Raw genomic sequence first — 19,876 nt, 5'->3', positions numbered from 1 at the left:
CACCGTCGTCTGAGCCCCCGTGTGGATGAAACGAAGAATTCCGGCCCTGCTCCTCGCCCTGCTCGTCACGCAGCTCGGCGCCCTGGTCAACCCCGCGTACGCGTGCGGATGCGGGGCCATGGTTCCCGACGGCCAGTCCCGGATCGGTGTCGACCGGGAGACGTCCGTCGTGCGCTGGGACGGCCGCACCGAGCAGATCGTCATGCGTTTCACCGTCGGCGGGGACGCCCACCGGGCCGCCTGGATCATGCCGGTGCCGGGGCGGGCCACGGTGGAGCTGGGCGACGGCGACATGTTCGGCGAACTGAGGGACCTGACCCGGCCCGAGCGCAAGGCCCGGCACTACTTCTGGCCGCGCGACCGGGACTGGCCCTTCTCCGCCGGCCGGGGCGAGCTCGCCGGCGCCGCACCCCCGGGCGCCGCGGACGCGTCCGTCGGCGTCGTCGGCCGCGAACAGCTCGGCGACTTCGACGTCGCCCGGCTCACCGCCACCGACCCGGACGCCCTGAAGACCTGGCTGGAGACCAACGGCTTCAAGCTCCCCGACCGGCTCGCCGCCGAAGTCCAGCCGTACGTCGACCAGCGGTGGGAGTACGTGGCGGTACGGCTCGCCCCCCGCCAGCAGGGCAAGGTGCTGCGCGGCGACCTCGACCCGCTGAGGATCCGCTTCGAGAGCGACCGTCTGGTCTACCCGATGCGGCTCTCCCGCATGGCGAAGACGCCCCAGTCACTCGGCCTGTACGTGCTCGCCGACCACCGCATGGAACCCGCGTCCCCGATCGGCGGCTCCGCGCCGAAGGTGACCTTCGCGGGGACCGTGCACCCGAAGGACGGCCCGATCGCCGAACTGGCGGGCGGCAAGGCGGTGTTCCTGACCGCGATCGACCAGGAGTTCCCGGAGCCGGCCCGCATCGACGCCGACCACGAACTGCGCGCCACCGCCAAGGACACCCCGTACCGCAGGGCCGTCTACCACAACGAGCTGCTCACCGTGGGGGACGGCATACCCGTCTGGCTCCTGACGGTGTCGGCCGTCCTGGTGGCGCTCGCGGGCTCCTTCTTCGCTGTGGTCCGACGCCGCCGCCGGCTCCGCGAGGACCGGGCCGCCTGAACTCCCCCGTACGGGCGGCCCGGTCCCGCCGGCCACGACTCGACGGGCCGGCGGAGCAGGGCCGTCCCGCACGGGCGCCCGGAACGGATCAGAGGGGCCGGGGAGGCTGGGTCCGCCAGAAGGAGCACTGGTGGTCCTCGCCGAAGGACGAGGTCGTCCGCGTCGCCGACGGATTCAGGGTGAGGACCGTACCGGCGGCGGCGCCGGCCGCCGGCCACGGTGTCTGACCCGCTGCGACCGGAGCGCCGAAGCGTGCGAACGCGGCCCAGTAGCGCTTCATCCGGGTGCCGAGCGCGGTCTGGACCGGGGTCAGCGGGCGTTCGCCCATGGTGAAGTCGTGCAGATAGGCGAGCTCCGCGCTGTGCGCGTTCGACTCGTCCAGGCCCGGCACCTGCGCCCCGGCGAGGGTGGGCGACTGCGGGTCGTCGAACTCGTAGACGTACGTCGGAACTTGGGAAGCGAAGAGCTGAGCGGTCCACGCCGTGTGGCACGCGAAGGTCGAGTCCGTCATGACGGCCGACAGCGCCAGGTACGGCGAGCCGTGCGCCGCGACCGGATAGCGGGCCAGCACCTCGGGGCCCGCAGCCCCGTGGTCCGCCAGGATCTGCGCCGTGTACTGCTCCGCCGTCAGCCGCGGCTGCGTCAGCGCGACGAAGAAACGGGCCTCGGCGCGGGTGCTCCCGATGAGTACCGGCACCTTGTTCCACGTGCCGTCTCCGATGGCCTGCGCGGGTGGGAGCGGCAGCAGGCCGTCACCGGACGCCGGGCCCGGGGTGGGCAGCGTACGGGCCGCCTCGACCAGCGCCGCCCCTGAGGCGGCGCGCAGGCAGGCGGCCGCCTCCTCCGCAACGGTGCATCCCGCGCGGGCGGCGAAGGACCGCGCCTGCCCCTCGGCAGCCGCGCCGTCCGGCGTACGCAGCAGGGTGCACGGACCGCTCTGCAGCACCGCCCGGTGGAAGAGGCCCGCGGCCGAGGGGGCGGCCAGCAGCGCGCAGACGGAACCGCTGCCCGCGGACTGCCCGGAGATCGTCACGTTGCCCGGATTCCCGCCGAACGCGCCGACGTTCTGCCGGGTCCACTGCAGCGCCGCGAGCTGGTCCATCAGGCCGAAGGACCCGGAACGCCGGGCGTTCTCCCGGCCCAGCCCGGGAAGGGCCAGATAACCGAGCTGTCCCAGCCGGTAGTTGATGCTGACGACCACGCTCTGGGTGAGATCGGCCATGGTGCGCCCGCCGAACTGCGTGCCCGTTCCCTGGCTGTACGCACCCCCGTGCATCCAGAGGATCACCGGGAGCCGGGCTCCGGGGCGGGCGGTCCGGGGCCGGTAGACGTCCAGATACAGACAGTCCTCGCTGACGGCCTGCGGATCGGCCAGGCCGAACGGCGAGAACTGCAGGCACGCGGGCGCCTGTTGCGCGGCCTCGCGCACCCCGTTCCACCGGGGCGGTGGCTGAGGTGCCCGCAGCCGCGCGTTCCCGACCGGCGGAGCGGCGTAGGGGACACCGAGGAAATCCTGTGCACCGTCGCGTGATTGACCGCGCAGGTTGCCCTGCGCCACGGCGACGACCGGGCGCGGCGAACCGTCGGCCGATGCCGAGGGTGAGGGCGGCGAGGCCGCCGCCGGAAGCGCCGAGGCGAGCAGGGTCACCAGTGCGAGGGCCGTGCCGAGCAGGGATCTTGCCGAAGACAGCCGGTTGCCGGGCCTCTTCATCCGTCCTCCTGGAGTCGTGCGGAGTGCGCGCACGGGTGTGAGCGGGTGCGTGCGGGTGCGTTCGGGGTGTGGCACGTTCCTGCCGGGGCGGCCTCGGACCTCGGACCTCGGGCTTCTGCCTCCGGCTCGGGGGCCTCGGCGGCCTCGGGTGCGGCCGGGGGCGGAGCCGTGTGCCCGCTCCGCCCCCGGCCGGTCCGCGGTCCTACGGACGGAGCCCGGTGATCAGGGCCGAGGTCACGGCGTGGTCCGCCGGTCCGGTGTTCCAGTCGGAGTTCATCGGGCTGACGGCGATCTTGCCGGCGGCCACCGCCTCGATGTCGCCGCCCTTGGCGGCGGGCTTCAGGGCCACCTTCACGGTCACCTTCCAGGTGCCGTCACCCGCGTCGGTGAAGTCCGGCTCGAGGAAGTTCTGCGGGTCCTGGAAGGTGGTGGCCACACCGGCGGCCGTGCCCTTGCCGTCCGCACCGACGACAGGGTGGTTGACGTTCAGGCCGACTCCCTTGGGCAGCAGGGGACCGGACCGTGCCCGGACCCGCAGCCGGTCGATCAGCTTGACCGCGAAATCGAGCGTGGGCCCCATGGCGTTGACCGTGGTGACCGGGTCGGGCGCGCTCAGGCCGCCGGTGCTCAGCGCGATGGCCGGCACGCCGGACTCCAGAGCGGCGACGGCACCGCCGACCGTACCGGAGTGGGTGGCGAGCCCGGCGACGTTCGGGCCGAAGTTGGTGCCGGAGACGACCAGGTCGGGGGCCTTCCCGGCGAAAACCTCGGCCAGCCCGAAGGCGACGGAGTCGCCCGGAGTGCCGTCGACGGCCCAGACCTTCGGCTCGGGGTGCTTCACCGAGATCGCGGGGGCGCTCATCATCTTGGTGCCGGTGCCGCTCTGGTTGGTGACCGGGGCGACGATCGTGACGTCGTGCCCGGCGGCGGTCAGCCGCTCGAAGGCCTTGCGGATGCCCGGCGCGTTGTAGCCGTCGTCGTTGGTGAGCAGGATCCGCAACGGGCCGGCGGGTGCGTCCGCCGCCGCGGGCGCGGTCTGCGGCGCGGCGACCGCGGGTGCCGTGCCGGCCAGCGCCGGTGTGCACAGCATCAGGGCGGCCAGCGGCAGGACTCGCTTGCGTCTCACAGAGTGCTCCTTCAGAGCGGAGGGAGGTGAGGGTGAGCGGTGGTGCGTGGTGCAGCCCGGCGGGCGCGCGACCCTCGGCGCGCGCCCGCCGGAGTTCCGGCCGGACCCGGTCCCGCGGGACGGGCCCGGAGCGGGTCCGGGGGAGCGGGCCCGGAGGAGGGCGGTCAGCGCACGCTGCGGATCGGGAGGATCGCGAGCGCGCCGATCAGGGAGAGGGCTCCGCCGACGAGGAAGAGCGGGGTGTAGCCGCCCAGTGCGGTGACGACGGCCGAGGCGACGAAGGGGGCGATGATCTGCGGTCCCGCGTTCGCGATGTTGAGCACGCCCATGTCGCGGGCAGCGTCCTCGGCCCTAGTACTGCAACCGCATGTGTGGGTCGTGGCCTCGGCGTTGGTAATGGCAGCGGCGGGCTCGGGCCTGGCTGCGGCGTCGGAAGTGTGACCAGTGGAGACGGTGCTCGTTGGTGTGGCAGCGGGGCGTGAGGACGACGTGCCCGATCATCCGGCGGATCTCCGGGACGCTGAGGGGTATGAGGTCTTGCTCGTCGTCTCCGCTGCCCCTTTTGCGGCTTCTGCGGCACGGATGGCCGTGAGGTAGGCCAGGACGGCCATGGCGAGGGTGATGTGCCGGTACCAGGCCCGGTAGAGCCGCACCTGGTAGTGGTCGAGCCCGCATTCACCCTTCGCGGTCTGGAAGCACTCCTCCACCGCCCACCTGGCTCCGGCGGTCCTGACCAGGTCTTTCAGCCGGGAAGTGACGGGGCCGTAGCAGACGTAGTAGGCGATGTCGGTGGGGTCGGACAGGTTGCGGCGGGCGAGCACCCAGTGCCCGGATCCGCCCTCCCAGGTGGGCCGGATCGCGACGCGGGCCCAGTGGTAGATCCGCTGGCCGTGGGCGCCTGCTCCGGCGGAGATCCGCTTCCATGCCTGCTTCGGCAGGGCCGCGATCAGCTCGTCGACGCGCGCGTCGCGGCCGTCGGCGGTGATCACGGTGTCGTTGACCTTGGTGGCCAGCACATACGCGGCCTGGCGTTCTTCCAGCCAGGCACGGAAGTGTTTGACCTGCCCGTATGCCTCGTCCGCGGTGACCCAGGCGAAGGGAACAGCCGCGTCGATGGCGCGTTGCAGCATCCACTTGAGGTGCTCGATCTTCGTGGCGAACGGCACGGTGTCGTCGATCCCGGCTGCCCGGCAGCGGTCGCGGTCGTCCGTCCAGGACTTCGGGACGTAGAGTTCCCGGTCGATCAGCGCCCGCCCTTTGGCGGATGCGTAGGCGAGGAAGGTGCCGATCTGGCAGTTCTCGGTGCGGCCAGCGGTGCCGGAATACTGCCGCTGGACCCCTGCTGACCTGGTGCCCTTCTTCAGGAACCCGGTGTCGTCCCCGATGAGCACGCCATCCTTGGCGCCGATGGTCTCCACGACGAAGTCCCGGACATCGTCGCGGACCGCGTTCTCGTCCCATTCGGAGTGGTTGAGCAGGCGTTGCACACCGTCCGGGCGGAGCTGGCCGACCTGCTCGGCCAGCGTCCACCCGTTCTTCTTCTCTAGCGGCGCAAGCAGGCCCGTCATGTAGTCCAGAGCCCGATCACGTGGCTCCGACCTGCCAAAACGATGCCCGAACCGGGCATGCAACCCCGCTACACCCTCGGACCACGACTCGATCTGCTCAACCGTCAGCGATTCATCACACAGTCACAACAACGAGCAACCTCACCGACCGTCACGCCACATGCGGTTGCAGTACTAGGGAGCACCAGGGTGACGAGCGCGGTGTCCACGGCCATGAAGCAGCCGAAGGCGAGGCCGTTGAGGGCGCTGAAGACGAGCATGCCGGTCCACGTCGGGCTGACTACGGGAACCACCATGACCAGCCCGGCGAGGGCGGCCGATACGCCGACGAACACCTTGCGGCGGTCCAGACGGTCGGACAGCAGCCCGCCCAGCACGGTGGAGAGGGCCATCGCGACCATCGACACCGGGGTGAGGACGGCCATCGCGGCCGGCGGGGTGAGTCCGGCGGGCAGCGTGATGTGGTCGTCGAGGATGTACAGCTGGTACCCGACGACGGCGAAGTAGCCGAGGACCATCAGGGCGCGGCCGATGAAGGCCCAGCGGAAGTCGTGGTTGCCCAAGGCCGAGAGGAAGGCGGCCAGTTGGGCGCGCTTGGGCGCGGTCGGCGCCTTGGCGGCGGACTCGGTGCGCGGGACGTCCCGGCAGAATCCGGTGAGCAGCAGCGCGGAGACGGCGACGATCGCGCCGAGGATCAGATAGCCGGTGCGCAGGTGTTCAGCATGTCTAGCGAGGAACCCCGGGCCTTCAGGCCCGGGAGGAATCGCTTCTCTGGACTGCTCTGACCCGCAGGCTAACGCGGACGTTTCTGCTGCTCGATGTACTCCTTGATGATTGCCAGCGGTGCGCCGCCGCAGGACGCCGCGAAGTAGGACGGCGACCAGAAGTGATCTCCCCACAGGTACTTGCGGATGTGGTCGGGGAACTCCTGCCGGAGCCTGCGGGCTGATACGCCCTTGAGGGAGCCGACCAGGCGGGACAGGGCGACCTTCGGCGGGTAGTGCACGAGGAGGTGCACGTGGTCGTGCTCGCCGTTGAACTCGACCAGTTCGGTCTCGAAGTCGGCACAGACGGCCCGCATGACTTCTTCGCAGCGCGTCAGGATCTCGTCCGTGAACGGGCCGCGCCGATACTTTGGTGTGAAGACCAAGTGTGCATGGAGGCTGTAGACGACGGTTCTACCCCTACGAGTGTTGGGGTTTGGCTCCCAGCGTGGTGACATAGACCAATGCTACGATCATGGGTGTGAAGATCGTGGCGCAGGTGAAGCTGTTGCCGGAGGCCGAGCAGGCCGCCGCGCTGCGCTCCACCCTGCGCACGGTCAACGAGGCCGCGTGCTGGGTGTCCGGTGTGGCGTTCGAGCACGGTGTGCCGCGTGAGTACGAGCTGCGCAAGCACACCTACGCCGAGTTGAAGGCGCGCGGGCTCGGGGCGCAAGCCGCTCAGCACGTCATCAAGAAGACCCGTGACGCCTACACCACGTTGAAGGCGAACATCACGGCCGGGAACCTGGGCAAGCCGGGATCGAAGCGCAGGGTCAAGGCGGAGTCGAAGCCGATCACGTTCCGGCCCCAGGCCGCGCAGCCGTACGACGACCGGTGTTTGAGTTGGCAGTACGACGCCGGAACCGTGTCGATCTGGACGACGGCCGGACGGCTCAAAAGCGTTCGCTTCGCCTGCTCCCCGGACGCGCTCAAGATGCTCCGCGAGCACCGCAAGGGCGAGTCCGACCTGATCGAACGCGACGGCGTGTTCTACCTGATCGCCGTCTGCGACATCCCCGAGGCCGAGCAGTACGAGCCTGACGGGTTCATCGGAGTCGACCTCGGCATCGCCAACATCGCCACCACCTCCACCGGCTACCGGGCCGCCGGTCGCGGCTTGAACCGGCACCGGAAACGACAGCTCGATCTGCGCAGGAAGTTGCAGGCCAAGGGCACCAAGTCCGCGAAGCGCCTCCTCAAGAAGCGCTCCCGCAAGGAAGCCCGGCACACCGCCAACGTCAACCACATCGTCTCCAAGACCATCGTCACCACCGCTGAACGCACCGGCTCCGGTATCGCCCTGGAAGACCTCACGGGCATCCGAAGCCGGGTACGGCTCCGCAAGGACCAGCGGACCTCCCTGCACTCGTGGAGCTTCCACCAGCTCGCCGCCTTCGTTGAGTACAAGGCGAAGCGGGCCGGGGTGCCGCTGGTGTACGTCGATCCGGCGTACACCAGCCGGCAATGCTCCGAGTGCGGCCACATCGACCGGCGCAACCGCGCCGATCAAGCGACGCTCGCGTGCCGGTCCTGCGGGGCCCTCATGCACGCGGACGACAACGCGTCCCACAACATCCGCCGCAAGGGCGAGACCGTGTGGACAGCGGGGCGTGAGTCACGCGTCCCTGCCACCCCATAGGGGTGTCTGGACGGAGGAGCCAACCCAGCAGCCAGTTGGGCGCTACCTCCAAGCCCGGCCCTTCAGGACCGGGTCAAGTTGACAGGTGTTCGAGGCTACGAGCACGCCGACCGTGCCGCCGATGGGCAGACCGAGCCCCACCAGAGCGGACGCGGTGCCGCGCCGGGCGGCGGGGATCCGGTCCGGGACGATCGCGGTGACCGCGGCCTGGTAGATGTTCATGGTCGCCTGGATCAGGCACCAGCCGATGCCGACGAGCAGCGCGGTGTTCACGCTGCCGAGCAGGCCCAGACAGGCGAGCGAGGCCAGGCCGCCGCCCAGGATCCAGGGGTTGCGGCGGCCGCTGCGGTCGGAGAGGGCTCCGGCGATCGGGTTGAAGGCGGTGGCGAAGATCGCGCTGATGCCGCCGATCAGTCCCAGGACGGCGACCTTGTCATCGGGGGCGATCGCGGCGATCTGAGTGGGCAGCAGGACGGAGCCGACACCCATGTAGACGGCCATCAAAGCGGAGTTGGCGACCAGCAGCAGGGGCAGCAGCCCTCGTTGGCGGACGGGTTCCGGCATCGGGGGTACGGGCGTATCGACGGCTTCGGGCGTGGCCATGACGACTCCTCGGGGGACGGAGCGGGGAGGTGGCGGTGCGTGGGGGGAGCGGGGCGCCCCGCGAGCGGAGGCCGGGCGGCGGTGTCACCGGGGGTGGGGCGGACGACCGCGGTCTTCTTGATGTTGTTACACGTGTCACCAAGTGCGTTGGAGACTGTGTAGCACCCATTTCTGGGCTCCGCCAGGGGTTGAGGTCGGTCGTTGCGCAGATCGTGACCGACTGCGGGGTTGCGATGCAAAGACGTGTAACCACCGCGTTGAGGTCGCTGTGCAGGGCTGATGTGTCGAAAAACTCTCTTGCACTTGTGGCGGCCGTCACGCATGGGCAATACTCCGTGCCGCACCGCGACTATCCGTCGCCGAAGGGCGTCCTGCCCGGACGGCGGGGCGTGGCCGGCGGTGTCTGCACGACGTCGCAGCCCGTACTCGTACCCGCGGCCGGTATCCGCTCCCGCTCGTGCCACGTGGCGAGCGCGCCCACCAGGCACGGCGGGCCGACCCGGACCTCAGGGCGTCCTTCAGGGGCGCCCCCGCCGATCGGTCCGGGCTCGCGAAGCCGGCACGCGTCCTCTCCCCGGCCACCGCCGGCAGGCGCCCCGCCGCGCGGACTCCTTCGTCCGCCTCGTGATCCGCCGGACCGGAGGTGGCCCCGATCCGGTCCGGTCGGCGGGCAGCCCCTCGGCCGTACCCCGCGGCCCGGCGCCCCCCGCTCCTGGCGCCTTCCGCTCCCCGTCCCCCGTCCCCCGTCTCCCGTCTCCCGTCTCCCGTCTCCCGTCTCCCGTCTCCCGTCTCCCGTCTCCCGTCTCCCGTCTCCCGTCTCCCTGTGTTCCTCCCACGCTTCCGCCCGCCCCCGCCGCTTCCTCCCCCTCCCCATTTCCGTGCCTGCTCTCCGCGTGCCCCCACCGCCTGGGGAGACGACCGTGAAAGGCCCGCCATGTTCCCCTCGCCCTCCCTCACGCCGCCACCTCGCCCGCCCCGCCCCTCCCGCCCCTCCCGCCCTCCCCGGCACCACCTCCCCGCCGCCCCACCGCGCCACGCGCTCGCCCTCGGGGCCGGCCTGTTGCTCCTCGCGCTCCTGGTCGCGCTGCTGCTCCGGATGGACCAGCAGCCCTTCTTCCAGGAGCTCGACGACCGCTGGGCCGCCTCGGTGAACGATTCCTCGGCCGAGGAATCCGGCGGGTCGGACGGGCTCGGCGGGGCCGCCCTCTTCCTCGACCGGCTCGGCGGCCCGTTCGGCCTGGTCCTGCCGCTCGCGCTGATCGGCTGCCTCTGCGTCTACGGGCGCTGGCGCTCGGGGCTGTTCGTCCTCTCGGCGGCCGTCGTCACCAACGTCTTCCTCGTCCTGCCGCTCAAGCAACTGGCCGACCGCCCGCGTCCGCCGCACCCGTGGGTCCTGGTCAACGACGGCTCGTACCCCTCCGGGCAGGTGTTCAGCGCGGTGACGCTCGTGATCGTGGTCGCGGTGGTCGTGTTCCCGCCCCGTGCGCGACGCTGGTGGTGGGCGATCGGGGCCTCGTACGTCCTCGCCATGATGGGGAGCCGTACCTGGCTGCACGCCCAGTGGCTCAGCGACACCTTCGCCGGCGTGCTCCTCGGCGCGGGAGCCTGCCTCGTGCTGTGGCGGGTCTTCAAGCCGTTGTTGGAGGTCGAGGCGGAGCGGATGGCCTCGGACAGCCTGTGGCTGTGAGGCGGGACCCGGAAGGAGCCTCAATATATCGTGCAGTATTGACGGACGCTAAATTTGCGCCATAGTCTCGCTGTGCTCGCGCATCCGGTGCGCTGCACTCAGGAAGGACCGGCTCATGCCCCACTCCCCAGGTCAGGACCAGACGACGGTGGTGGACCTCCCCGCGGGGCGCCTGCGCGGCGCGACCGAGCGCGGAGTCACCGTCTTCCGGGCCGTGCCCTACGCCGCACCTCCGGTCGGCGACCTGCGTTGGCGGCCCGCGCAGCCGCACGCCGGCTGGAGCGGCACGCGGGACGCCACCGCCGACGGCCCGAGTGCACCGCAGATGTACCGGGAAGGCGGCGACCCGGTCCTCGGCGGGCACGGGTCGCCGCCGTTCGACGAGGACTGCCTGACCCTCAACGTCTGGACGCCCGCCGCCGACGGCGGGCGCCGCCCGGTGCTCGTCTGGATCCACGGCGGCGGCTTCGTGTCCGGCTCCGGCTCGCTGCCCGGCTACTCCGGCGAGACCTTCGCGCGCGACGGCGATCTCGTCGTCGTGAGCATCAACTACCGCATCGGGCCACTGGGTTACCTCTACACCGGTGAGGGCGAGGAGGGTGAGGCGGGCGACGGGGCCGAGGGTGGCGACGTGCACAGCGCGAGCGGCGCGGGCGCCAACCACTGGCTCTCCGATCAGCTCGCCGCCCTGCGCTGGGTGAAGGAGAACATCACCTCCTTCGGCGGCGACCCGGAGCTCATCACGGTCGCCGGACAATCGGGCGGCGCGGTGTCCACCGCCGCCCTCGCCGGACACCCCGAGACGCAGGGGCTGATCCGGCGGGTGGTCCTGCAGAGCCCGCCCTTCGGCCTGGACCTCCCCGCCCCGGACGACTACCTGGAGCGCACCGCCGCCTACCTGGAGCTGGCAGGCGCCAAGGATCTGGCCGAGCTGCGCACCCTGCCGTGGCAGGAGCTGATCGGGGCGGCCGCCGGACTCTTCGCGCAGACGATGCGGTGGGGGTACTGGCCCACGCCCTTCCTGCCCGTGATCGACGGGATCACCCTCCGCAGCCACCCGGCGCAGGCGCTGCTGAACGGAGCGGCGGCCGGCATCGACGTCATGATCGGCTGGACGAGGGAAGAGGCCAACTTCGGATTCGCCCTCGACGAGGGGTACGCCGCCGCCACCCGGGAGCAGGTGACCGACCGGATCGCGGAGACCTTCGGGACCGAAGCCGCGGCCGATGTGTACGCGGCGTACGAGCACGCCCGGCCCGGCGCGCGTCCGGCCGACGTGCTCATGGACCTCATCACCGACGAGCTCTTCCGGGTCCCCGCCGTCCGGCTGGCCGAGGCCAGGGCCGCATCGGGCAACCCCGTCTGGGCCTACCAGTTCGACCTGCCCACCCCCGCCCACGAGGGCCGGCTCGGCGCCGCGCACTGCCTCGAACTCCCCTTCGTCTTCGACAATTTCGACCAGTGGGCGCACGCGCCCTTCCTGGCCGGACTCGCTCCCGCGATCCGCGACGGCCTCGCTCCCGCCGTCCGCGACGGCCTCGCGTACGCCATGCACCGGGCCTGGATCGCCTTCGTCCGCACCGGCGACCCGAACCATCCGGACCTGCCGCACTGGCAGCCGTACGACAGCGACGCGCGCACCACGATGCGCTTCGACTCCGTCGTCACCGCGCTCGGCGACCTTGCGGGCGCCTCCCGGCTCCTGCACGGCCCCGCCCGCACGTCTGTGCACACCTCCGCTCCCTTGACCTAACTCGTGTAACCTGAAAGCAAGGAGCAAGCAGCGCAGAAGGAGCATCGAGGGACGTCATGGCCAAAGAGACACACGCCGTCCCCGCGTCGATCACCAGCGCCGACGTGGCCCGCCTCGCCGGGGTGTCGCGCGCCACGGTCTCCTTCGTCCTCAACGACACCCAGGGCCACCGGGTCAGTGCGGGCACCCGGGCCCGGGTGCTCGACGCGGCGCGGCAGCTCGGCTACGTACCGCACGCCGCCGCCCGGTCCCTGCGCGCCGGCCGCAGCAACCTCGTCCTGATGCCCTCGTCGATCTCCGCGATCGGCCGCCTCGTCAGCGACTGGGTCGACGACCTGCACAGCGAGCTGGACCGCCTCGGCTACACGGCCGTGCTCCACGCGGGCCGCTTCGCCGACCCCGTCGACGCCGCCCGTGCCTGGGCCGAGCTGCGCCCCGCGGCCGTCGTCGCGCTGGACGGCGACCGCTTCACCCCCCAGGCGGCCGAGCTGCTGGGCCGCGCCGGAGTGCGCGGCCTGCTGGCCTTCGCGTCCCACCCCGTCGAGGGCGTGCACACCATCGGCTTCGACCACACCCACATCGGCGCCACCGCGGCCGAGCACCTCATCGAGCGCGGCCGGACCAGGATCGGCGTGGTCATGCCCCAGGAGAGGGGCCTCGCCACCCTCGCGCAACCGCGCCTCGCGGGCGCAGAGTCCGTCGCGGCCCGGCACATGGCGACCGTCACCCCGGTGGAACTGGCCTACACGCGGGAGTCCGCGAGCGCTCTCGCCCGACGCTGGCGCAGCCTCGGGCTGGACGCCGTCTTCACGTACAACGACGAGTACGCCGCGCTGCTGCTGCACGCGCTGCAGGCCGAGGGCATCGTCGTACCGGACGAGGTCGCCCTCGTCGGCTGTGACGACCTCGTCCTCTCCGCACTCCAGCAGCCCGCGCTCACCACGGTCCGGCTGGACATGCCGTCGGCGGCGCAGATCGCGGGCGCCCTGCACGAGCTGATCGAGACGGGTACGGCGGTGCCGGTCCCGGCCGTGGAAGCCGTCCTGGTGCCCCGCCTGACCTCCTGAGCGAGGGCCATCCGCGTGCGCAGGCACGCCGCAGCCGCGGGCCGCGGTGTCAAGCGACGAATTCCAGCGACGTGACCGGACGGGCCGCCCCGGGGCCTACTGGGACCACGGATCGAAGCAGCATCCCGCCGGCAATGCGGCCGGACGGCATCCCGCTGTTTCTCGACGAAGGAAATGCGCCATGTCTGGTTACAAGGACACGCCCACCCTCGGGATCGTCAACACGGGCACCGGATTTTATGAGATCCAGGTTTCGTACACCATCTTCTATGCGCCGAACGAACTGCTCTTCCCGGAGGGCTGGTTCGACAGCGTTGCGCTGTTCGAAAGCGACAAGGGGGAAGTCCTCGGCGGCGGTGACGATCGCCTGTTCGATCTGGAACCAAGGTTCTTCTTCCCGCAGTCGACCGAGGAGACGCGAACGTTCTCCATCCTGCGCACCCGCGATCAGCTCGGGACCGAGTCCGGCGGCGAGGAGATCTACGCGGTGGTCCACCACGTCCGCGGTATTCAGCATGTCTAGCGAGGAACCCGGGCCTTCAGGCCCGGGAGGAATCGCTTCTCTGGACTGCTCTGACCCGCAGGCTAACGCGGACGTTTCTGCTGCTCGATGTACTCCTTGATGATTGCCAGCGGTGCGCCGCCGCAGGACGCCGCGAAGTAGGACGGCGACCAGAAGTGATCTCCCCACAGGTACTTGCGGATGTGGTCGGGGAACTCCTGCCGGAGCCTGCGGGCTGATACGCCCTTGAGGGAGCCGACCAGGCGGGACAGGGCGACCTTCGGCGGGTAGTGCACGAGGAGGTGCACGTGGTCGTGCTCGCCGTTGAACTCGACCAGTTCGGTCTCGAAGTCGGCACAGACGGCCCGCATGACTTCTTCGCAGCGCGTCAGGATCTCGTCCGTGAACGGGCCGCGCCGATACTTTGGTGTGAAGACCAAGTGTGCATGGAGGCTGTAGACGACGGTTCTACCCCTACGAGTGTTGGGGTTTGGCTCCCAGCGTGGTGACATAGACCAATGCTACGATCATGGGTGTGAAGATCGTGGCGCAGGTGAAGCTGTTGCCGGAGGCCGAGCAGGCCGCCGCGCTGCGCTCCACCCTGCGCACGGTCAACGAGGCCGCGTGCTGGGTGTCCGGTGTGGCGTTCGAGCACGGTGTGCCGCGTGAGTACGAGCTGCGCAAGCACACCTACGCCGAGTTGAAGGCGCGCGGGCTCGGGGCGCAAGCCGCTCAGCACGTCATCAAGAAGACCCGTGACGCCTACACCACGTTGAAGGCGAACATCACGGCCGGGAACCTGGGCAAGCCGGGATCGAAGCGCAGGGTCAAGGCGGAGTCGAAGCCGATCACGTTCCGGCCCCAGGCCGCGCAGCCGTACGACGACCGGTGTTTGAGTTGGCAGTACGACGCCGGAACCGTGTCGATCTGGACGACGGCCGGACGGCTCAAAAGCGTTCGCTTCGCCTGCTCCCCGGACGCGCTCAAGATGCTCCGCGAGCACCGCAAGGGCGAGTCCGACCTGATCGAACGCGACGGCGTGTTCTACCTGATCGCCGTCTGCGACATCCCCGAGGCCGAGCAGTACGAGCCTGACGGGTTCATCGGAGTCGACCTCGGCATCGCCAACATCGCCACCACCTCCACCGGCTACCGGGCCGCCGGTCGCGGCTTGAACCGGCACCGGAAACGACAGCTCGATCTGCGCAGGAAGTTGCAGGCCAAGGGCACCAAGTCCGCGAAGCGCCTCCTCAAGAAGCGCTCCCGCAAGGAAGCCCGGCACACCGCCAACGTCAACCACATCGTCTCCAAGACCATCGTCACCACCGCTGAACGCACCGGCTCCGGTATCGCCCTGGAAGACCTCACGGGCATCCGAAGCCGGGTACGGCTCCGCAAGGACCAGCGGACCTCCCTGCACTCGTGGAGCTTCCACCAGCTCGCCGCCTTCGTTGAGTACAAGGCGAAGCGGGCCGGGGTGCCGCTGGTGTACGTCGATCCGGCGTACACCAGCCGGCAATGCTCCGAGTGCGGCCACATCGACCGGCGCAACCGCGCCGATCAAGCGACGCTCGCGTGCCGGTCCTGCGGGGCCCTCATGCACGCGGACGACAACGCGTCCCACAACATCCGCCGCAAGGGCGAGACCGTGTGGACAGCGGGGCGTGAGTCACGCGTCCCTGCCACCCCATAGGGGTGTCTGGACGGAGGAGCCAACCCAGCAGCCAGTTGGGCGCTACCTCCAAGCCCGGCCCTTCAGGACCGGGTCAAGTTGACGGTCTCAAGAGCAACAAGAGGCGGACCGCCGGTTTCCCGCTCGCCGTCTGAGGACGGCCACGGCGGGCCTGGAGACGGAAAGCGCCCCGTGGCGCCCGCACCTGCTGTGGGGGACACGGGGCGCTTCGCCGCCTCGGTGTGAGGCGTGGACCTCGGGCGGTCATCCGCCGTCGGTCACCACCGAGCCCGTGCCCGCGGCCGCCCCCCGACGGTCGCGGGCACGTACGCGTTCCCGGGCGAGGGCCGGCTGGAAGAGCCACCACACCAGCAGGCCCGCGCCCGCGCCCGCGGCGGCGCCGGCCGCCGTGTCGGTGAGCCAGTGCGCGTGCAGCCAGGTGCGGCTCCACATCATGGCCAGAGTGAAGGCCGCGCCCCCGAACCACCAGGCCCGCCGACGGGCGGCGGGGACCAGGAGCACGCCCACGGTGACGACGAGGAGCGCCGCCGTGGCCGCGTGGCCGGACGGGAAGGAGCCGTGGTCGACACGGACCAGGGGGTCGGCCGGTCGCGGCCGGTCCACCAGGTGCTTGAGTCCCTGTACGACGAGCATGTTGCCGCCGAGGTAGCCGGCGAGCAGGAAGCCGGCCGACGCCCAGCGCCTGCGGACGAGCAGCACGGCCAGCAGGGTCAGCGGGACGAGGGCGCCGACCGGGCCGCCGAACCAGTCCAGCGCCGTGGCGGCGGCCAGGTACGGGCCCTCGTGGGGACCGCCCATCCAGACCAGCCAGCGTTCGTCCAGCCCCTGGAAGGGCGGATGCGTGACGTCGGACCGGACCACGAGGCCCGGCGCCACGGCGGCCGTCAGGAGCAGGAGGGCCGCGACGAGGACGCCGCGGCCGCGGCGCGGGGACGCCCCGGGCCCGGCGCGGCGGGCGGCTGCGCGGGGGCCGTCGGGTCTGTCGTTCGGGGTGGTGACCGGAGTGCCGGGCATGGCTGTGCCTCTCGCGGCCGCGGGAGCGCCCGCGGCCGTGTGTGCTCTGAAGGGAGGGGGAGGGGAGGAGCGGGGGAGGCGTTCGAGGGAACGCGGGAGGCGCGGCCGGGCCGCGCCCCCGCGGCGGAACGCGTCCGCGGGACCGGCCGTCAGGCCCCCGCGCCGAGGTGCCGGGCCAGGAAGGCCACGCTCTCCTCGACGATCGGCGTGATGTCCGGGGCTCCGAGGAAGATGTGGTCGGCGCCGTCCACGGGCTGCAGGGTGACCTCGCCCCCGGCGCCCTTCAGGGCCTCGGCGAGGACCTCGCTCTGGCTGTACGGCACCAGGCCGTCCCGGGTCCCGTGCACCAGCAGGAACGGCGGCGGGGTCGCGTCCCCGGCGTACGTCACCGGGCTCGCCGTGCGGGCGGCCTCCGGATTCTCGGCCACGGAGGCGCCCAGCAGCGCCTCGTAGGGATCGGGGAACTCCATCCCGGACGGCATGGCCGGCATGGGGTGCGCGGCCAGGGCGACCAGGTCGGAGACGCCGTACCAGTCGACGACCGCGAGGACCCCGGTGTCGCCGGAGCCGACGCCGTGCGTGCCCTCCAGCGCCGCGGCCTGCGGACTGTCGGGGCCGACGAGTCCGGCGAGCGCCGCCAGGTGGCCGCCCGCGGACTCGCCCCAGACGCCGATCCGGTCCGGGTCGATGCCGAGGGTGCCGGCGAACGCGCGGACGTAGCGGATCGCGGCCTTCACGTCGTGCAGCTGGGCCGGGAAGGGCGCTTCGAGGCTGTGCCGGTAGTCGATGGAGACGAGTGCGAGTCCGGCCGACAGTACCGCCCCGTGCAGGAGCGCGGCGGGCACGGTCGGCGGCGGGTAGCGGCGGTCGCCGTCCAGCCAGCCGCCGCCGTGGATCCAGACGACCGCCGGGAACGGCCCCTCGCCCGCGGGCACCTGGACGTCGAGCAGGCGGGGGCGGTAGCCGGGGGTGGTCGCGTACGTGACCCCGTCGAACCGGCGCACGCCGTCCGCGCCGGTCACGGGCGGCACGGGGGACTGGTACGGCGGGGGCGGCCAGGTCATGTCGGCGAGATCGAACTCGGTGGGAGGAGATTGCGTCATTGCGGCCCTTCCAATGCGGCGGTCCCGGCGGGGGCGGCGTGCAGGCTTCGCGTCGTATGTCCGAAATGCTTGCGCGAGTCGCCGGGGGAGGCGTAGCTTGTTACACGTGTAATCACGGACTCTAGCGACGCATTTCCGCTGACTACAAGCCCAGAGGGGATCTGACTTCTGGAGCAGTTACACGAGACGCACCAGTGGACGCGCCGCCTTCCCCCTCTCCGGAGCGCCTCATGCTCACCACCACCGGCAGTTCCGCTCCTCCCGCGGTGCGGAGCTTCGTCCACTGGGTCGCCGACCCCGTCGCCGCGAGTGTCCCGCAGGTCAGGGCCCGCGTGCGCGCCGCGCTCGAAGACTGGCGGGTCCCTTGTGACGCGGTCGACGTCCTGTTGCTGGCCGTCAGTGAACTCGTCGGCAACGTCGTCCGGCACGCGGGAGCCGGCCGGATGCGGGTCGGCGTGGCCGTCGGCGGGGGCTGGCTCCGGCTGGAGGTCGCCGATCGGGGCGCCGGCCTGCCGCGGCTGCCCGCTCCGCGCGCCGAGATCGACCCGGAGTCCGAAGGTGGGCGCGGACTGCTGATCGTGCAGCTGCTGACGGCCGAGCTGGGTGGCGAACTCTCCGTCACGGCACATGAGTTCGGGAAGTCGGTCCGGGTGTGCATTCCCGCGGTCTGAGGCGGCGACCGGGGGAGGGGCCGGGGGTGTGCACCGCCGCCTCGCCTCTTGGATATCGCGAGATGTTGACGGACGCCAAATATTCGACATATCTTGCTCCCCATCTCCCCGCTGCTCCCTGATTGAGGTGCCGCCCCATGGAGCTCTCCCCTTCCGTGCATGCCGATTCCTTCTGTCGGGACCGGCTGCCGCCCTTCGCTCTCTGGCCCGAACTCCACTTCGAACTACCGGAGTTGGACTACCCGGACCGGCTCAACTGCGCTCAGCGCCTGCTCGACGACGCCGTCGAACGGCTGGGCCCCGACCGCCCCTGTCTGCTCACCCCGACCGAGCGCTGGACCTACGGCGAACTGCAGCACCGTGCCAACCAGGTCGCCCAGGTCCTCACCGAGGACTTCGGCCTCGTGCCCGGCAACCGCGTCCTGCTGCGCGGCCCCAACAACCCCTGGCTCGTCGCGACGTGGTTCGGGGTCCTGAAGGCCGGCGGGGTCGCCGTCACCACCATGCCGATGCTCCGCGCGTCCGAGCTCGCCGAGCTCACCGACATCAGCCGGCCCCTGCTCGCCGTGTGCGACCACCGCTACGCCGACGAGCTCGACCCGGCCCGCCGCCCCGGCGGGGCGGACTCGCCGGACCTGCCGGACCTGCCGGAGCTGCCGGACCTGCCCGTCCTCACCTACGGCGGTCCCGGACCGACGGACCTGACCGCGCGCTGCGCGGCCAAGGACGGCCGGTTCGACACCGTGGCCACCGCCGCGGACGACGTGGCGCTGATCGCCTTCACCTCCGGCACGACCGGTCGCCCCAAGGCGACCCTGCACTTCCACCGCGACGTGCTCGCCAACGCCGACACCTTCTCCCGGCACGTCCTCAAGCCCCGCCCGGACGACGTCTTCACCGGCACACCGCCGCTCGCCTTCACCTTCGGGCTCGGCGGACTGGTGGTCTTCCCCCTCTACGCCGGGGCAGCCACCCTGCTGATCGAGCAGGCGCCCCCGCTGCAACTGGCCGAACTCGTCGCGGCCCACGGCGTGACCGTGCTGTTCACCGCGCCCACGGCCTACCGCGCGATCATGGAGGCAGGGGCGGTGGACCGGCTGGCCGGGCTGCGCCGCTGCGTGTCCGCCGGGGAAGCGCTGCCGGCCGCGGTCTGGCACGAGTTCCACGCCGCCACCGGGCTGCGCATCATCGACGGCATCGGCGCCACCGAGATGCTGCACGTCTTCATCTCCGCGGCCGACGAGGACATCCGGCCCGGTTCCACCGGCCGCCCCGTCCCCGGCTACCGCGCCGCCGTCGTCGACGAGCACGGCGATCCCGTCCCCGACGGACAGCCCGGCCTGCTGGCGGTCACCGGCCCGACCGGCTGCCGCTACCTCGCGGACCCGCGCCAGGCCTCGTACGTCAGGAACGGCTGGAACATCACCGGCGACACCTACATCCGCGACGCGGAGGGCTACTTCTGGTACGTCGCCCGCAGCGACGACATGATCGTCTCCTCCGGCTACAACATCGCGGGCCCCGAGGTGGAGAAGGCCCTCGCCACCCACCCCTACGTGGAGGAGTGCGCGGTCGTCGGAGCCCCGGACACGCGGCGCGGCATGGTCGTCAAGGCCTACGTCGTCCTGGGCGCCGGTGTCCCGGCGGCCGAGGGGACCGTCCGTGAGCTCCAGGACCACGTCAAGCAGACGATCGCCCCGTACAAGTACCCGCGCGCCGTCGAATTCGTCACCGAACTGCCGCGCACCGGCACCGGGAAGCTCCGGCGCGGCGCACTGCGCGAGCGCGCCCTCTCCGCGGCGGCACTGGCCCCGGCGGCACTGGCCCCGGCGGCACCTCCGTCCGCCCCGGCGCCCCTGCCGCC

General features: G+C 71.4%; 18 protein-coding genes and 1 pseudogene. 9 read left to right on the top strand and 10 right to left on the bottom strand.

Features of this window, described 5'->3' with window-relative positions; translation table 11 throughout:
- The first annotated feature begins 25 nt into the window (after positions 1-25).
- A complete protein-coding gene (locus OG332_RS04625) occupies positions 26-1,111 on the top strand; it encodes a DUF2330 domain-containing protein (protein ID WP_327412222.1) in 1,086 nt (361 codons plus the stop codon).
- A gap of 88 nt (positions 1,112-1,199) precedes the next feature.
- On the opposite strand, the gene OG332_RS04620 is transcribed toward OG332_RS04625, so the two are convergent.
- The 6 genes from OG332_RS04620 to tnpA (OG332_RS04595) form a co-directional block, all read right to left on the bottom strand.
- Entirely contained in the window at positions 1,200-2,822 is a 1,623-nt protein-coding gene (locus OG332_RS04620) for a carboxylesterase/lipase family protein (RefSeq protein ID WP_327412221.1), read from the bottom strand.
- A 202-nt stretch (positions 2,823-3,024) separates the two neighbouring features.
- A complete protein-coding gene (gene surE / locus OG332_RS04615) occupies positions 3,025-3,948 on the bottom strand; it encodes a 5'/3'-nucleotidase SurE (RefSeq protein ID WP_327412220.1) in 924 nt (307 codons plus the stop codon).
- A 164-nt stretch (positions 3,949-4,112) separates the two neighbouring features.
- Positions 4,113-4,277 (bottom strand): hypothetical protein, encoded by a 165-nt coding sequence (locus OG332_RS04610; protein WP_327412219.1) that lies wholly within the window; start codon positions 4,275-4,277, stop codon positions 4,113-4,115.
- Between the two features lie 168 nt (positions 4,278-4,445).
- On the bottom strand, positions 4,446-5,609 hold the full coding sequence (locus OG332_RS04605; RefSeq protein WP_327419109.1) for an IS701 family transposase: 1,164 nt from the start codon (positions 5,607-5,609) through the stop codon (positions 4,446-4,448).
- 11 nt (positions 5,610-5,620) lie between these two features.
- Positions 5,621-6,415, bottom strand: coding sequence for an MFS transporter (locus OG332_RS04600; RefSeq protein WP_327412218.1), 795 nt, complete (start codon positions 6,413-6,415; stop codon positions 5,621-5,623).
- Positions 6,310-6,738 carry an IS200/IS605 family transposase gene (tnpA, locus tag OG332_RS04595; RefSeq protein WP_327412212.1) on the bottom strand — a complete coding sequence of 143 codons (429 nt, stop codon included), beginning with the start codon at positions 6,736-6,738 and terminating at the stop codon, positions 6,310-6,312. The genes OG332_RS04600 and tnpA (OG332_RS04595) overlap by 106 nt, the downstream gene beginning before the upstream one ends.
- A gap of 17 nt (positions 6,739-6,755) precedes the next feature.
- Between tnpA (OG332_RS04595) and OG332_RS04590 the strand changes: the two genes are divergently transcribed.
- Positions 6,756-7,919 (top strand): RNA-guided endonuclease InsQ/TnpB family protein, encoded by a 1,164-nt coding sequence (locus OG332_RS04590; protein WP_327412211.1) that lies wholly within the window; start codon positions 6,756-6,758, stop codon positions 7,917-7,919.
- Positions 7,920-7,961: 42 nt separating this feature from the next.
- On the opposite strand, the gene OG332_RS04585 is transcribed toward OG332_RS04590, so the two are convergent.
- Positions 7,962-8,522 carry an MFS transporter gene (locus OG332_RS04585; RefSeq protein ID WP_327412217.1) on the bottom strand — a complete coding sequence of 187 codons (561 nt, stop codon included), beginning with the start codon at positions 8,520-8,522 and terminating at the stop codon, positions 7,962-7,964.
- 1,060 nt (positions 8,523-9,582) lie between these two features.
- Here OG332_RS04585 and OG332_RS04580 point away from each other — a divergent pair.
- The 4 genes from OG332_RS04580 to OG332_RS04565 all read left to right on the top strand — a co-directional run bounded on the left by OG332_RS04580 (position 9,583) and on the right by OG332_RS04565 (position 13,552).
- Entirely contained in the window at positions 9,583-10,209 is a 627-nt protein-coding gene (locus OG332_RS04580; protein ID WP_327412216.1) for a phosphatase PAP2 family protein, read from the top strand.
- 115 nt (positions 10,210-10,324) lie between these two features.
- Positions 10,325-11,962, top strand: coding sequence for a carboxylesterase/lipase family protein (locus OG332_RS04575; RefSeq protein ID WP_327412215.1), 1,638 nt, complete (start codon positions 10,325-10,327; stop codon positions 11,960-11,962).
- 56 nt (positions 11,963-12,018) lie between these two features.
- Entirely contained in the window at positions 12,019-13,029 is a 1,011-nt protein-coding gene (locus tag OG332_RS04570; RefSeq protein ID WP_327412214.1) for a LacI family DNA-binding transcriptional regulator, read from the top strand.
- Positions 13,030-13,210: 181 nt separating this feature from the next.
- A complete protein-coding gene (locus OG332_RS04565; protein WP_327412213.1) occupies positions 13,211-13,552 on the top strand; it encodes a hypothetical protein in 342 nt (113 codons plus the stop codon).
- A 62-nt stretch (positions 13,553-13,614) separates the two neighbouring features.
- Here the strand turns inward: OG332_RS04565 and tnpA (OG332_RS04560) are convergent, their stop codons facing one another.
- A complete protein-coding gene (gene tnpA, locus OG332_RS04560; protein WP_327412212.1) occupies positions 13,615-14,043 on the bottom strand; it encodes an IS200/IS605 family transposase in 429 nt (142 codons plus the stop codon).
- Positions 14,044-14,060: 17 nt separating this feature from the next.
- Between tnpA (OG332_RS04560) and OG332_RS04555 the strand changes: the two genes are divergently transcribed.
- The gene (locus OG332_RS04555) at positions 14,061-15,224 is read left to right on the top strand and encodes an RNA-guided endonuclease InsQ/TnpB family protein (RefSeq protein ID WP_327412211.1); all 1,164 of its coding nucleotides are present in this window, start codon (positions 14,061-14,063) and stop codon (positions 15,222-15,224) included.
- Positions 15,225-15,467: 243 nt separating this feature from the next.
- On the opposite strand, the gene OG332_RS04550 is transcribed toward OG332_RS04555, so the two are convergent.
- Both OG332_RS04550 and OG332_RS04545 read right to left on the bottom strand, forming a co-directional pair.
- On the bottom strand, positions 15,468-16,238 hold the full coding sequence (locus OG332_RS04550) for a phosphatase PAP2 family protein (RefSeq protein WP_327412210.1): 771 nt from the start codon (positions 16,236-16,238) through the stop codon (positions 15,468-15,470).
- A gap of 149 nt (positions 16,239-16,387) precedes the next feature.
- Positions 16,388-17,341, bottom strand: coding sequence for an alpha/beta hydrolase (locus OG332_RS04545; RefSeq protein WP_327412209.1), 954 nt, complete (start codon positions 17,339-17,341; stop codon positions 16,388-16,390).
- 230 nt (positions 17,342-17,571) lie between these two features.
- On the opposite strand from OG332_RS04545, the gene OG332_RS04540 reads away from it, so the two are divergent.
- Both OG332_RS04540 and OG332_RS04535 read left to right on the top strand, forming a co-directional pair.
- Positions 17,572-18,012, top strand: a complete 441-nt coding sequence (locus tag OG332_RS04540) for an ATP-binding protein (protein ID WP_327412208.1) — start codon at positions 17,572-17,574, stop codon at positions 18,010-18,012.
- Between the two features lie 137 nt (positions 18,013-18,149).
- Positions 18,150-19,802, top strand: a pseudogene (locus OG332_RS04535) (AMP-binding protein); the annotation flags it as partial.
- Positions 19,803-19,876 lie beyond the last annotated feature (74 nt).

Source organism: Streptomyces sp. NBC_01233 (genome assembly GCF_035989305.1).
GTDB lineage: Bacteria > Actinomycetota > Actinomycetes > Streptomycetales > Streptomycetaceae > Streptomyces.
This window is presented reverse-complemented; position numbering and strand designations above follow the sequence as displayed.